Origin of the sequence: Dyadobacter sp. OTU695 (assembly GCF_038440355.1) — a bacterium.
Lineage (GTDB): Bacteria > Bacteroidota > Bacteroidia > Cytophagales > Spirosomataceae > Dyadobacter.
This window is the reverse complement of record NZ_JASATN010000001.1, coordinates 199923-215287: the sequence shown is the minus strand read 5'-3', so window position 1 is coordinate 215287 and position 15365 is coordinate 199923. Positions and strand designations below refer to the sequence as shown.

At 49.8% G+C, this 15365-nt stretch carries 13 protein-coding genes; 12 read left to right on the top strand and 1 reads right to left on the bottom strand.

The annotated features are described in order from the left end of the window. Positions 1–211: 211 nt before the first annotated feature. Positions 212–1807 carry a Na+/H+ antiporter gene (locus AAHB90_RS00985; RefSeq protein ID WP_342083036.1) on the top strand — a complete coding sequence of 532 codons (1596 nt, stop codon included), beginning with the start codon at positions 212–214 and terminating at the stop codon, positions 1805–1807. A 26-nt stretch (positions 1808–1833) separates the two neighbouring features. Here the strand turns inward: AAHB90_RS00985 and AAHB90_RS00980 are convergent, their stop codons facing one another. Next, complete coding sequence (locus tag AAHB90_RS00980; RefSeq protein ID WP_342083035.1) at positions 1834–3360, bottom strand: S8 family serine peptidase; 1527 nt, start codon at positions 3358–3360, stop codon at positions 1834–1836. A gap of 165 nt (positions 3361–3525) precedes the next feature. Here AAHB90_RS00980 and AAHB90_RS00975 point away from each other — a divergent pair, with 165 nt between their 5' ends. The 11 genes from AAHB90_RS00975 to AAHB90_RS00925 all read left to right on the top strand — a co-directional run bounded on the left by AAHB90_RS00975 (position 3526) and on the right by AAHB90_RS00925 (position 15339). Next, positions 3526–4815, top strand: a complete 1290-nt coding sequence (locus tag AAHB90_RS00975; RefSeq protein WP_342083034.1) for an aminopeptidase P family protein — start codon at positions 3526–3528, stop codon at positions 4813–4815. 53 nt (positions 4816–4868) lie between these two features. Continuing rightward, on the top strand, positions 4869–5267 hold the full coding sequence (locus tag AAHB90_RS00970) for a DUF5618 family protein (RefSeq protein ID WP_342083033.1): 399 nt from the start codon (positions 4869–4871) through the stop codon (positions 5265–5267). Positions 5268–5349: 82 nt separating this feature from the next. Next, positions 5350–5979, top strand: coding sequence for an MgtC/SapB family protein (locus tag AAHB90_RS00965; protein WP_342083032.1), 630 nt, complete (start codon positions 5350–5352; stop codon positions 5977–5979). 197 nt (positions 5980–6176) lie between these two features. After that, the gene (locus AAHB90_RS00960; RefSeq protein WP_342083031.1) at positions 6177–7025 is read left to right on the top strand and encodes an EboA domain-containing protein; all 849 of its coding nucleotides are present in this window, start codon (positions 6177–6179) and stop codon (positions 7023–7025) included. 4 nt (positions 7026–7029) lie between these two features. Further along, positions 7030–8058 carry a TatD family hydrolase gene (locus AAHB90_RS00955; protein WP_342083030.1) on the top strand — a complete coding sequence of 343 codons (1029 nt, stop codon included), beginning with the start codon at positions 7030–7032 and terminating at the stop codon, positions 8056–8058. Between the two features lies 1 nt (position 8059). Next, the gene (gene eboC / locus AAHB90_RS00950) at positions 8060–8929 is read left to right on the top strand and encodes a UbiA-like protein EboC (RefSeq protein ID WP_342083029.1); all 870 of its coding nucleotides are present in this window, start codon (positions 8060–8062) and stop codon (positions 8927–8929) included. A 182-nt stretch (positions 8930–9111) separates the two neighbouring features. Next, the gene (locus AAHB90_RS00945) at positions 9112–10272 is read left to right on the top strand and encodes a 3-dehydroquinate synthase (protein ID WP_342083028.1); all 1161 of its coding nucleotides are present in this window, start codon (positions 9112–9114) and stop codon (positions 10270–10272) included. Next, positions 10269–11471: a metabolite traffic protein EboE gene (eboE, locus tag AAHB90_RS00940; RefSeq protein WP_342083027.1), complete on the top strand. Its 1203-nt coding sequence runs from the start codon at positions 10269–10271 to the stop codon at positions 11469–11471. The genes AAHB90_RS00945 and eboE overlap by 4 nt, the downstream gene beginning before the upstream one ends. Beyond that, on the top strand, positions 11464–12828 hold the full coding sequence (locus AAHB90_RS00935) for an alkaline phosphatase family protein (RefSeq protein WP_342083026.1): 1365 nt from the start codon (positions 11464–11466) through the stop codon (positions 12826–12828). Before eboE ends, AAHB90_RS00935 begins: the two co-directional genes overlap by 8 nt. 63 nt (positions 12829–12891) lie before the next feature. Continuing rightward, on the top strand, positions 12892–14079 hold the full coding sequence (locus AAHB90_RS00930; RefSeq protein ID WP_342083025.1) for a PQQ-dependent sugar dehydrogenase: 1188 nt from the start codon (positions 12892–12894) through the stop codon (positions 14077–14079). Between the two features lie 3 nt (positions 14080–14082). Next, positions 14083–15339, top strand: coding sequence for a saccharopine dehydrogenase family protein (locus AAHB90_RS00925; RefSeq protein WP_342083969.1), 1257 nt, complete (start codon positions 14083–14085; stop codon positions 15337–15339). The last annotated feature ends 26 nt before the right edge of the window (positions 15340–15365 follow it).

Below are 15365 nucleotides of genomic sequence, written 5' to 3'. Positions count from 1 at the left end.
AGGTGATGGAATGACTGTTTTTGTTGAATTTCCTGTTGATAATGCCAGTGATCCAGGATCTTGAAGGCATTAAAGTTAATGCAAAACCGCAATATTTCCTGCTAATATAAACCAAAATTTCCATTTGCGTGCTCGACCACACACAAAAGTTATTACATGTTGATTTTACAATTTATGTAGTTTTATATCTTCTAACTGCTATTTCCTGAATATGGTCCTTGAGAATTTACTGCTCATTATATCGCTTCTTTTTGTCGTTTCAATGCTCACCATGCTGAGCGAAAAAATTGGTATTTCCTATCCCATCTTTCTGGTTATCGCAGGGCTGCTGATCGGCGTCGTGCCTGGGATGCCGCACATACAACTCGAACCCGACTGGGTTTTTCTCATCTTTCTTCCGCCACTACTTTATGAAGCTGCCTGGAATACTTCATGGAAGGATTTCTGGGCCTCCAGGCGGGCCATCGGCCTTTTGTCCATCGGGTTGGTCGTATTTACGGCAACCGCCGTGGCATACATTACACACGCACTCATTCCCGGCTTCACGTTGGCCATGGGCTTTTTACTCGGGGGTATTATTTCCCCTCCTGATGCTGTGGCGGCCACGTCAGTTTTGCATGGATTAAAAGTTCCTAAACGCGTTGTGACGATCCTCGAAGGAGAGAGCCTTGTTAACGACGCTTCCTCACTGATCGTATTCCGGGTAGCATTGGCAACGATCGAAACGGGTAATTTCGTACTCTGGAAGGCAGGCGCCGACTTCCTCATGGTGGCAGCAATGGGTATTATAATCGGCCTGGCCATCGCGCATGTACTGTACGTCGTGCATCGTTTCTTTCCGACGACGCCGAGTATCGACACAGCGCTAACATTCATTTCCCCCTATTTAATGTATATCACGGCCGAGCATTTCCATTATTCGGGCGTGCTGGCGGTGGTAAGCGGCGGGCTCTTCCTGAGCTTCCGGGCGCATGAGCTGTTTACCTATCAATCCCGGATGCAAACCAATTATGTGTGGCAAACGGTGGTATTTCTTCTGAACGGCATTGTATTCATTCTGATCGGGTTACAATTGCCCGAAGTCATCGAAGGGCTGAACGAATATACCCTAACCGAAGTAGTCACCTATGCCGTCATTATCAGCATCGTGACAATCCTGATCCGCATTATCTGGGTTTTTCCCAGTACTTATATTCCGCGTATACTTTTCAAATCCATTCGCGAGAAAGAGGCGAGACCAGGCTGGCAGCCCGTTTTTATCGTCGCGTGGAGCGGAATGCGCGGGGTGGTGTCGCTCGCTTCGGCGTTGGCAATACCATTGCTCGTGAATGGAAAGGCGTTTCCGCACCGCGATTTGTTTCTGTTTATCACCTTTGTAGTGATCCTGTTCACACTGGTATTCCAGGGACTTAGCTTGCCCTATTTGATAAAATGGCTTAAAATCGAAGACAATGACGATAACCTCGAAAAAGAGAATGCCCTGATGAACTCACGGTTGGCGACAGTGAGCCTCGACTATATGAAATCCAACTACGACGGAGAAATACAGGATTTCGAACCGTTCAGGCTTTTGAAAGAACGCTACGAAAAGATCATCGAAATGGCGGATTACAAACTCCTGCATTCAGACGACGACACGTCGGTCAGCTACGTACGGAAATACCGCAAGATGCTGCTCGAAATCATCGAGGTAAAAAGAGAAGAAATTCTGAAACTGCGGCAAGAAAGAACTTGTTCCAACGAATTGATCAAAACCAAGGAACATGAGCTGGATCTCGAAGAAGCAAGGCTCCGAAGGTCACCCTAATGCGGGGGCTCCCTGTATGAAGAGGATCAGTTCCATTGCACTTCCACCACATAATCCCTGAGGTCGATGGTAGTGAATTTTTCGTTATTCTGGCGTTTGAGCGAGACCTTGCCATTTTGCACCTTCGCCACTTGTTGAGCGATGACGTCCTTTTCGTTTTTCTTCCGGTAAACGGCCACCATAGAATCCTGGCTGGTCACTTCTACTTCACAGGTACGCCCCTTGGCGGTAACCAGTTTGGAATTATTAGGTAAATAGGGCGCTTTTGCGAGTGCGAGTGCACGAGACGCCTGCGGCACACCGTAGCCTATATAATTGTTGCCGTAGGGATACAGATGCGACGACTTCTCGATCAGCGAGATCAATTCCTTGTTCGAAAGCTGCGGATTGGCCTGCAATAAACAGGCTGCAAAACCGGTAATCACCGGGGCCGAAAGCGACGTGCCATACAGCGAAAAACAGGAAACATTCGGTTTTACATACGACAAAAACTCCGGCCCGACGCTGCTGTAACCAATACGGTTCCAGAGCTTGCCATTCGTGGCGCCTACCGAAAGTACACCTTTCGCGTCGGCGGGAGCAGAAACAATACCCCAGCTTTTATCATCACCTTCATTTCCCGCGGAAACGATGATCATAATGCCTTTTTTATCGGAAGCGATTTGCGCTGCTTTGCTGATAGCGCTGGTTTTACCGTCCATTTGTGAGGGCTGATAGTTCTCTCTCGGATCCGAAAAGCCTTTGGCATAACCTAACGAAGTGTTGATCAGGCGCACTCCGAGGCTATCCATCCATTCCATCGCCGCGATCCAGTTATCCTCTTCGCCCCGGTATTCGCGCATGGAATAGTCGGTGCGGGCGAGGTAGAACTTTGCATTCGTGGCCATACCATATTGCACCTGGTCCTGGTAATCGATCCCTGCAATCGCCGCGAGGACCTCGGTACCATGCATATCGGAAAACGACTCGGCCGTACTGAAAAGCAGATCGCCGGGGCGGCCAGGCTTCACATAGTCGCGAACGCCTAATATCCTTTTGTTAGAAAATACCTGAGAAAGCGAGAGAGAAGAATCGGCTCCGTAGAAACCGGCATCGATAACACCGATGGTAACATCCTTTGCCGTGATGTTTTCTTTTAAAAACGCATTTGCCTGAACCTGCGACATTACCGGCGCCATTTGTGCTTTTTCGATCGGCTGCGTCCTGGCAATATAAAAGCCGGGATCGATCATCACCACATCCGCCACGAAATCGAGCTCCCTTACCTTCATAGCCTGCTCGCTCGTGAGATTGGCCGAAACTGCATTAAGCCATTTCGAGCGATTGATAATATTAACCGATTGCCCTTTTAATGCCGCTTCATATTCTTTCTTAACCGGCAAATCGGTTTCATCCGACAGTATCAGGCCCAGCTTCTGCCGGTTTTCCAGCGTCAATGCCGACACCGCCGGGCTTGCATTCAGATCCTTATTTTTCAGATAAATCCAATATTTCGGGCTTGCTGACAACACCAACGGCACAAATACAAATGCAAGCAAAAGCAATCTTCTCATCAACGGTATTAGTTAGGTATTCTTAATCAATTTGGTATAATATTACTTCCAAAACTGCATTTACGCCACGCTATGCTATTCTGTGTGCTGGCAGAAGTTTAGAATTTTTGAACAAGATAAACGTAATTTTACAAATTAAATTACCTGATCTGAAAAAATACAGACATGCGATATTCGCCCATCGACCAAAAACTATTTATCGAAAACAGACGCCGTTTAACGACTTTGCTTAAACCAAAATCCCTGGCAATTCTGAATGCCAACGACATTATGCCTACCAATGCGGACGGCACAATGGGTTTCAAGCAAAACAGCGATCTGTTCTATCTCACCGGCGTCGACCAGGAGGAAACCATCCTGCTCATTTTCCCGGAACACCCCGACCCAAAGTTCCGCGAAGTCCTTTTCCTGCGTGAGACCAATGAAACCATCGCCGTTTGGGAAGGCGAAAAACTGACCAAGGAACAAGCCCGCGCTGCCACTGGCATTCAAAATATTTACTGGACGCACCAATATGAAGCCGTATTTGGGAATATCGTTTTCGAAGCCGAGCATGTGTACCTGAATACCAACGAGCACACCCGCAACGACTCGTACGTGCAGTCGCGCGATGCCAGGTTCATAGCGGACTTCAAAACACGGTATCCGCTGCATGACCTGATGCGCCTCGCTCCGCTGATGCACCAGCTACGCGCGGTGAAACAGCCCGAGGAAATTGCCTTGCTTCAAAAAGCCTGTGATATTACCAAGCAAGGTTTTGAGCGGGTTCTGAAGTTTGTCAAACCCGGTGTTCATGAATTCGAGATCGAAGCCGAACTCCTGCACGAATTCGTCCGTAACCGCTCGAAAGGCTTTTCCTACCAACCCATTATCGCTTCCGGTGCCAATGCGTGCGTGCTGCATTATATACAGAACGACCAGATTTGCAAAGACGGGGACCTACTGCTCCTCGACGTAGCCGCTGAATACGCCAACTACGGCGCCGACCTCACCCGCAGCATTCCCGTAAACGGCCGCTTCACCAAGCGCCAGCGCGATGTGTACGATGCAGTTTTGCGCGTTTTCAAAGCTGCCAAAGGGTTACTTGTACCGGGTAATATCTGGGACGAATACCACCAGGAAATCGGCCGCATTATGGAAAGCGAGCTCATTGGCCTCGGGCTAATCACGAAAGAAGACATAGCCAAACAGGACCCGGAGCTGCCTGCCTACAAAAAGTACTTCCCGCACGGGACGTCCCATTTCCTAGGCCTCGATATTCACGACGTCGGCAACAAATACCGCCGCTTCGAAGCTGGCATGGTTTTCACCTGCGAGCCGGGGATTTACATTCGCGAGGAAGGGCTGGGAATTCGTCTGGAGAACGATATTTTGATCACGGAGAATGGAAATGTGGATTTGATGGCGGATATTCCTTTGGAAGCGGAGGCGATTGAGGAGTGGATGAATGCGTAGGTCTGCGATCTGTTTCGTAATTTTATCATCTCACTTAATCACATACACTTAAAATGGCAAAACAAGAACTCTCGATGCAAGATTCTGTCCGTGAAGCAAAACGTTATCTCGACAATGCGAAGGAAATCCTGCGTGATAAAGCCAGGAAGGAAGACGGCTATTATCAGGATTCCAAATACGTAAAAATGGCCGGGCATACTGCTTACACCGGTGTACTCTTTGCATTGGACAAGTATTTTGGCAAAAAGGGAAAAGGCAGGAAGGACGTTGACTGGTACAAACAGAACCTTTCCCCTCATGATAAAAAAGTGCTCCATTCCTTCCTAACCGCTTACCAGGTCCTGCATTTGGATATGGCTTACGACGGTGCGGGAAGTGCAGATCTGGCGAAACTGGGAATGCAGGAAGCCGAACGCATCATCGATTGGGTCGAAACGCGGACTGCTGCATAGCCAGACGTTAATATTTGCCAAAATACAAAGCCGGGAGATTCATCACCTCTCCGGCTTTATTTATGAATACAAATTACATTGAATGGACCTGCTACCCGAAGACATTTACAAACTATTGATCTCCTTCACCCTCGGTGGCATCATCGGCGCGGAACGTGAATACCGAAGCAAATCGGCAGGACTGCGAACGCTGATACTGATCGCGATGGGCTCTACGCTGTTTACGATCCTGTCGATCAAGATCAGTTCCGATGCCGGGCGGATCGCGGCTAATATCGTGACGGGGATCGGTTTTATCGGCGCAGGGATCATTTTCCGGGAAAACAACCGGGTCGTCGGTATTACCACTGCGGCGATCGTGTGGGTGACGGCAGCCTTGGGAATGGGCATCGGGGCCGGGTTTTATGAGGTGACGATCATGTGTTTTTTGATTTCGGGCATGACGCTCGTGATCTTATCGCCGGTCCAGAAATTCATCCGCCGGAAAAGCCAGATCCGTAATTACCGGCTGATGTGTGTTTATCAGAAAAAAACCTTGAAAACCTATGAGAACCTATTCAAGGAGTACGACCTGAAAATCCTGCGAGGCGAGCAGAGCCGTATCGGCACCCACATTACCGGGAGCTGGACATTGCAGGGATCCGAAAGAAAGCACGAAAAGCTAACCCACCACCTCCTCAACGACCCCGATATTCTCGAATTTGATTTTTAACCATCAGTTACAAATGATATTAGTTTTCCATTAAAACTGATATCAATCATCCCGCAAATTGAGCCAAAAATGCCTTTGCTACGTTATAAATAGCCGGAGGGAAACTTTATAGAGGCAAACAGGCATTATAACAATAACCCGGCATCCTCCAAGATTTACACGGCCCGAGCCGGTGAACAGGATCACAGACAACAGTTATGTCCGACATTATTAAACAAAAAATTTGGGAGATCATCGCTTCCCGGGCCTCGGCCAGCGAGGCCGAATGGTTGCAGCAGAAAGTATCTTCCACCCCTATCGAGCTGATGACCGCCTTCGTGGCGGCGCCCAGGTTTCTGTCTAAAAAAATCATCAATACCACCGAAGCTGAAAAGGCCGCGCTTAACCTCGAAATACCTGGTTTTTCCGTCGAGGGTTGGTCGCTCGTGAGGCTTAGCCGCGTGTGGCTGCTCACGCAACTGGACCCTTCGGTAAAAGAGGAATATGTCAAAAACATTGAAACACTGTTCGATACGGCAGAAATGAACGAACTGGTGGCACTCTATTCGGCATTGCCGTTGCTCTCCTATCCCGATCAATGGCTTTTCCGAGCTACGGATGCAGTACGGTCGAATATGGGTTTTGTATTTGATGCGATTGCATTGCATAACCCTTACCCGGAGAAGTATTTCTCCGAGTTGGCATGGAACCAACTGGTCCTCAAAACGATATTCAACGACAAACCCGTTCATTTGATAGAAGGGCTTGAAAACCGCTCGAATGAGAGACTGGCGGTGACGCTGTCGGACTTCGCGCACGAGCGCTGGGCGGCCGGACGTAGCGTACCTGCGCAGGTATGGAGACTCACCGGCAAGTATCTGAACCCGACCCTTCTGAACGATATACAGCATTTGTTTGATTCGGAAAAAGAAGAAGACCGCCAGGCGGCGGCACTGGCCTGTGGCGAAGCATCGCTTCCGGCAGCTAACTACCTGCTCGCCAAGTACACAGATCTCGAAAAATCAGTAAAATCCGGCGCATTAACCTGGGCCGACCTCGAACATTGACAATATGTGCGCTAATCACACAGAAATAACCCCGAACCCTTCGCATTTCGAAGACAGCGAAGAAGCCAACCAGGCCCCCGCACACCGCGACATTGCCTGGAACGACTACAAAGACTTGATCAAGGGAATGCGGTTTTTCGATCCGCATATCCACATGGTTTCCCGCACCACCGACGACTACCAGGCTATGAACCAGGCTGGCATCGTGGCGCTTATCGAGCCTGCATTCTGGGTGGGTCAGCCGCGGACGGGATTGTCGACATTTAAAGATTATTATAGCAGTCTGGTAGGATGGGAAAGATTCCGCTCCTCGCAATTTGGGATAAAACACTACTGCACCATGGGCCTCAACTCCCGCGAAGCCAACAACGAGCCGCTGGCGGAGCAGGTGATGGAGATCCTGCCATTGTACATCTATAAGGAAGGCGTGGTAGGCGTAGGCGAGATCGGTTTCGACGACCAGACGCCCGCCGAAGAAAAATACTACCGCCTTCAACTTGAATTAGCCAAAGAAGCGAAACTGCCTGTACAAATCCACACACCGCACCGCGACAAGAAAAAGGGTACCGAGCGCAGCATGGCCATTGCATTGGAGCACGGCATCGACCCGTCGTGGGTGATCGTCGACCATAACAATGAAGAAACAGTGAAAAGCGTACTCGACCAGGGTTTCTGGGCGGCATTTACCATTTACCCTTTTACCAAAATGGGTAATGAGCGGATGGTGAAAGTGGTGGAACAATACGGTCCCGAGCGCATTATGATTAACTCCGCTGCCGACTGGGGCATTTCCGATCCATTAGCGATCCCGAAAACGGCTGCGCTGATGAAGATGCGCGGTATTTCCGACGAAACGATCCGCCTGGTAACCTACCAGAATGCGATCGACGCGTTCGGCAAGAGCGGGCAGATCGACGTGAGCGATTTCGAATCGGGCTATGCGGTGGATCAATCCGCAAAATTCCATGGTAACAGTATTCTGAGAGGTGGCCAGCAGCCCGCTCCGGTGAAAGACTCTTTAGTGATTAATTAAAGTGAGCAGCCTTAAACCCTATTTGCAACTGACTCGCCCGGCTAACCTGGTAACCGCCATTGCCGACATCCTGGCCGGTATGGCGATCGCGCAGTTTACCTTCTCGGATTTTTCGCCCGCATTGCTCGTCCTTTCCACGCTCGGCCTCTATGGTGGTGGGGTGGTCATGAACGACGTTTTCGATGCGAGACTCGATGCCATCGAACGGCCTGAACGGCCCATCCCAAGCGGAAAGGTACCGCTTGCTTCGGCAGCAACAATGGGCATTTCGCTATTGCTACTTGGTATTATCGCCGCGGGCGCATTCAGTTTACAAAGTGGAATGATCGCCATAGTGGTGGCGATGCTCACCATTTTGTACAACCGTTTTGCCAAACATCACGTGTTCTTCGGTCCGCTGGTGATGGGCATGTGCCGGGGCGGCAACCTGATCCTCGGTATGAGCGTACTGCCCGAATCGTTTCAGCAATGGGCTTTTATCGCCATTTTCCCCATCATGTACATCGGTGCGATCACGCTGATCAGCCAGGACGAGGTGCATGGGGGCAAGAAACGTACCTTGTATATTGCCGCTTTCCTTTACCTGGCCGTGCTGGCGGCGCAGCTCACGATTGCGCAGGGCAAGGGAAATCTTCTCTTTACTATTCCATTTGTATTGCTGCATGCGTGGTTCATTTTCCGGCCGCTCTGGAATGCAGTGCAAAATCCGATTGGCCCTTTGATCGGTAAGGCGGTGAAAGCCGGGGTTATTTCACTTATCGTAATGAATGCCTCCTGGTGCGCAGCTTTTGGCTTGCTTCCTATCGCTTTGGCCGTGCTGGCTTTGCTGCCGCTTTCGATGTATTTGGCGAAAGCATTTGCGGTGACTTAGGAAGGGAGAAGGGAAGAAGGAGAAGGGAGGAAGGGCTTTAAATTAAAATGCAGGATGGCAGGACGGGGAAAACCTGCTAATTTTAGTCTTTATATCAATGATTTTGAGCCGCGTTTGAACGGATCGTGTTTTCAAACGTTTTATTTACAAATACCCACTTTGCTAGTGTAATGCAGAATTCAATGCAAACCATAAAACAACGTTTCCAGGTGGAATACAATTATGCCGTATTCTTCACCCAGCACCTTTTTGACGCTAAGAACCCGTTACTGAAAGATTTTTTTCAAGCATATACCGAACAAGGCTTTCAACGCAAAGCACTTGTGATCGTGGACGAGGGGTTTGAGCAGACGCAGCCGGAGCTGAAAAATCAGATCCGTGCCTATTTTGCACAAAATGTGACGCATATCCAGCTCGCACCCGAGATTATCGTGGTACCGGGCGGAGAAGCCTGCAAAAATGATCCGGCACAGTTCGATAAGCTTGTGGAAGCCGTCGATGTGTTTGGTATCGACCGCCATTCATTTGTCATTGGGATCGGCGGCGGTGCCGTGCTCGACCTCGTAGGCTATGCCGCAGCGGTTTCGCACCGGGGCATCAAGCTGATCCGCATTCCGACCACTGTACTCGCGCAAAACGACTCGGGTGTCGGCGTAAAAAACAGCATTAATTTTCACGGTAAAAAGAACTTCCTCGGCACATTTGCGCCGCCGGTGGCCGTTTTCAACGACCTCACGTTCCTGCGCACGCTCGACGACCGCGACTGGCGCGGCGGAATCGCAGAAGCGGTGAAGGTTGCATTGATCAAAGATGCCGCATTCTTCGAATGGATCGAAGAGCATGCCACAGCGCTTGCCAACCGCGATGAAGAGGCCATGGCCTACCTGATCCACCGCTGCGCCGAAATGCACACCGACCACATTGCTGGTGGCGATCCGTTCGAATTCGGCTCGTCGCGTCCTTTGGATTTCGGTCACTGGGCTGCACATAAGCTGGAATTTCTGACCGGTTTTCAAGTTCGTCACGGTGAAGCGGTAGCCATTGGCATAGCATTGGATTGTGTGTATGCCCATAAAATAGGCATGCTGGCTGAAAGTGATCTGAACCGCATTCTGGATGTGTTAACCAAAGTTGGTTTTGAACTATACCATTCCAAACTGGCTGAAAACGATAAAATCAACCTCCGCAACGGCTTGCAGGAATTCCGCGAGCACTTGGGCGGCAGGCTGACGATCATGCTGCTGGAAAAGATTGGCAAAGGAGTAGAAGTGCATGAACTGGATGCCGACATTATCGCATTGTCGGTGGATTACCTCGAAAGTTCAAAAATTATCCCTGCATGATCACGCCTTACGGACACCTTACCTATTGCAGCAATATCCATCCCGGCGAAAAATGGGAAGACCATTTCCGCTCGCTGCGCGAAAGCATTCCCTACATCCGGCAGCAACTGGCGCCCGGCAAGCCATTTGGCCTTGGCCTGCGCGTTGCCAATGAGGCGTCGATCGAGCTGAGCAAGCCGGAAGTGCTGGAAGAGTTCAAAAACTGGCTTACCGAACAGGATGTGTATGTTTTTGTGATTAACGGCTTCCCCTATGGCGGCTTTCACAACACCCGCGTAAAGGACGACGTACATACGCCCGACTGGACGACCGTCGATCGCCTGGCCTATACCAAACGACTTTTCAACATTCTCGCCGCATTATTGCCGGCAGATATGCACGGCGGCGTTTCGACCCCGCCGCTCTCCTACCGTCTTTGGTGGAAAACCGAAACGGAAAAGCTTGAAGCAACCGAAAAAGCCACCGATCACATTCTCGAACTACTCGACGAGCTGATTTTCATTGAAAAGGAAACGGGCAAGTTCCTGCATTTGGACATTGAACCTGAACCGGACGGCATTCTCGATAACACGGAGGACTTCGTAACCTGGTATACGAATCTCCTGCTCCCGAAAGGCACTATTTATTTAGTGGAAAAACACGGGATCGACGGAGACGAGGCGCAGGCGCTTATTTTGAGACACATTCAATTGTGCTATGATATTTGTCATGCGGCAGTAGGCTTTGAAAAACCGGAAGATATTCTCGATTCTCTGAATGAGTTCGGCATTCAAGTTGGCCGCATTCAGGTGAGTTCGGCTTTGAAAGTGAATTACACCAGCGAGCGGGAGATTAAACGCAAGGCCATCGAGACATTCGACGAGCCTGTTTACCTGCACCAGGTAGTAGCCCACCACAATGACGGCCATTTCACGCATTATCCCGATTTAAAAGAAGCACTGAACGACTGGGATGAAACCCATGAAGAATGGCGCGTGCATTTCCACGTACCGCTTTTTGTTAACACGTACGGCGTGCTGGATTCCACCCAGGGAGATATTGTTCAGACGCTTGCATTGCAGAAAGAGAATCCATTCTCCGCTTACCTCGAAGTGGAAACCTACACATGGGGCGTGCTGCCGGAAGATATGCAGAAGCCCATCGGCGAGTCCATCGTTCGTGAGCTGGAATGGGTGAAGAAAGTACTGAATTATGAATAAAACCGTAATTATAGATATCGTAGGGTTGAGCGCCAACCTGATCGGCGAACATACGCCGTTTCTGGATGCTTATGTTAAAAAGCGCCACCTTACGCCCATTAAACCGGTACTTCCGGCTGTTACAACCACTTCGCAAAGCACTTATGTAACAGGCAAATGGCCTGCCGAGAATGGTATTGTCGGCAATGGCTGGTACGATCGCGAGGATTCTGAGGTGAAGTTCTGGAAACAGTCGAACAAGCTCGTGCAGGGCGATAAAATCTGGGATAATGCCCGGAAAGTCGACCCGAATTTCACCGTTTCGAAAATGTTCTGGTGGTATAATATGTACTCCACCGCCGATTGGTCGGTAACACCGCGCCCGCAATACCACGCCGATGGCGTGAAAGCACCCGACTGCTACTCCTACCCGCCCGAGTTGCGAGATGAGCTGCAAGCCGAACTCGGTCAGTTCCCGCTTTTCAACTTTTGGGGGCCTAATGCAAATATCAAATCCACCCGCTGGATCGCCGACGCTTCTATGTCGGTCGAGAAAAAGCATAACCCTACGCTGACACTCATTTACCTGCCGCACCTGGATTATTGTTTGCAAAAATTCGGTCCGGATTTCTCCAAAATCAGTAAGGAGTTGAATGAGATCGATGAAGTTGTTAAAGATCTGATCCAATTCTACGAAGCCAGAAACGCGAAGATCATTCTGCTTTCCGAATACGGCATTAATCCGGTAAACAATCCGATCCATATTAACCGCATTCTTCGCAATGAAGGCCTTATTTCCGTCCGTGTAGAGCGCTGGTATGAGCTGCTGGATGCCGGCATTTCCAAAGCATTCGCCGTTTCTGATCACCAGATCGCCCATATTTACCTGAATGATCTTTCCGTAAAAGAGCGGGTAATGCAGGTTTTGAAAAAAACACAGGGCATCGATCTCGTTCTTGATCAGGAAGCCCAAAAGGAATACCACATCGATCACGCACGCTCGGGTGACATTGTGGTTGTTGCCAAACCCGACAGCTGGTTTACCTACTACTACTGGCTCGACGATGCCAAAGCACCGGACTACGCGCACCTGGTGGACATTCACCGCAAGCCGGGTTACGATCCCGTCGAGATGTTTATGGATCCCAAAAATCCGTTCATCAAACTCCGCGCCGGGTATAAACTGGCCCGCAAATTGCTTGGATTCAGGTATTTAATGGACGTAATTCCTCTGGACGCTACATTGGTCAAAGGCTCGCACGGCGGCATTAACATTCCGAAAGAATACTACCCGATCATCGTCACAGACGAGGCCACTGAAAAGTCCAAACTGGAAGCGGTAGATGTATACGATGTCATCTGGAAACACCTGATTTAAAACCCATTCCAAAAACAAATAGGCTTTCATGACGTTGTTTTAGAAACTTACTACTACGACCTCATGAAAGCCATATTTCGCCTAACGCTCGTTCCGCTGGCTATTATCATTGCACTTTTAGCCTGCAAATCCGACGATCCCGAAATAATCGAAGATCGTTTCCCAGAGGATTCTATCGATTCCAAGGACGTCTTTCCTGCACTCACATTCAGCCAGCCGGTCGATCTCGTGCAAGCGCCGGGCGATAGCAGCCAATTTTTCGTCGTTGAGCAAGGTGGTGTTATTAAAATGTTTTCAAATGCTGAAAATGTCTCGGCCAGCTCTACTTTTCTGGACATTAGAAGCAAAGTACGGTCGGGTGGCGAACGCGGGTTACTAGGCCTCGCATTTCATCCTGATTTTAAAACCAACGGCTATTTCTTCGTCAACTACACGTCCGGCACACCGCTGAAAACGGTGATATCTCGGTATAAGGCGACCAACGTTACGCAGGCAGATCCGGCAAGCGAAGTGGTTTTATTTACCTTCAACCAGCCATTCGATAATCACAATGGCGGCTCGCTGCAATTCGGGAAAGACGGCTTCCTCTATGTTGCCACCGGTGATGGAGGCAGCGGCGGTGACCCACAGAACAATGCCCAGAATTTGAAAAGCCATTTGGGCAAAATCCTGCGGGTAGACGTGAACGGGACTTCGAAAGGCCATTACGGCATTCCGGCCGACAATCCATTTGTGGCTGGAACTACGGGAAATTTGCCCGAAATCTATGCTTACGGCCTTCGTAACCCCTGGCGCATTAGCTTTGACATGGGCAGCGACAAACTTTTCGCAGGTGACGTGGGCCAGAATGAACGGGAAGAGATCGACATTATTACCAAAGGCGGCAACTACGGCTGGCGCATGAAGGAAGGTATCGATTGCTATAATCCTTCATCCAATTGTGACCAGCAAGGCCTTATCGGTCCGGTATACGATTACAGCCAGAACAATGGCGACCGCTCGATCACCGGCGGCTACGTGTACCGTGGTTCGGCCATTCCTGCACTTGCCGGCAAGTACATTTACGGCGATTATATCAGCGGTCGCATCTGGGCACTCGAACTCGACGGCGATACCCGGAAGAGCAACACGCTGATCATGGAAGGTAAGGGCGCTATTTCATCTTTCGGGCAGGATATCAAGGGGGAAGTATACTATTTGAACTACGGCGGAGGCAAAGTGATGAAGGTGGTTAACGGAAATTTAAATTGAAAAATTAACCGGTCGTCCTATCTTTGCCGGAAATTTAAACCTATTAAAATGTCCAAGGTTCTTATCATTGGCGCAGGAGGTGTCGGAAGCGTAGTGGCACACAAATGCGCATTGAACAGCAATGTTTTCACCGAAATAATGCTCGCCAGCCGCACCAAGGCGAAATGTGATAAAATAGCAGCCGAAATCAAGGAAATGCATGGCGTTGACATCCAGACCGCACAGGTCGATGCCGACATCGTGGCCGAAACGGTACTGCTTATCAAGCGTTTCCAACCCAAAGTGCTCATCAACGTGGCGTTGCCTTACCAGGATCTAACGATCATGGAGGCCTGCCTCGAAACCGGTGTACATTACCTCGATACTGCCAATTACGAACCGAAAGACGTTGCTAAATTCGAATACAGCTGGCAATGGGCTTACCAGGAGCGCTTCAAAGAAGCAGGACTGATGGCCGTTCTGGGCTGCGGTTTCGACCCGGGTGCCACGCAGGTTTTCACTGCCCACGCTGCCAAGCACCATTTCGATGAAATGCATTACCTGGACATTATCGACTGTAATGCAGGCGACCACGGAAAAGCATTTGCGACCAACTTCAACCCGGAAATCAACATCCGCGAGATCACCCAGCCGGGCCGCTATTGGGAAAACGGCGAATGGGTTGAGATCCCCGCGATGTCTATCCATAAACCGATCGATTATCCCGGCATCGGACCGAAAGAGAGCTACGTACTCTACCACGAAGAACTCGAATCGCTCGTGAAGAACTTCCCGACCCTGAAACGCGCTCGTTTCTGGATGACTTTCGGTCAGGCTTACATTACGCATTTGAATGTGCTCGAAAATGTAGGTATGACGAGCATTAAGCCGATCAAATTTAATGGTATTGACATTGTTCCCCTGGAATTCCTGAAAGCGGTACTGCCCGCACCCGACACATTGGGCGAGAACTACTCAGGCCAGACTTCCATTGGCTGCCAGATCAAAGGTATCAAAGATGGTGTGGAAAGAACCTACTACGTTTGGAACAACTGCGATCACGCCGAATGCTATCGCGAAGTGCGGGCGCAGGCTGTTAGCTACACGACAGGCGTTCCTGCGATGATTGGTGCCATGCTGATGCTCACCAACGAAGAATGGATGAAGCCGGGTGTTTATAATGTAGAGGAATTGAATCCGGATCCGTTCATGGCGCTGCTGAACGTTCATGGACTGCCGTGGCATGAAGCGGTGGACATCGAACTTCCCCACGAATATTGATATAACAAGAAAGGCGGTTTTAAAAA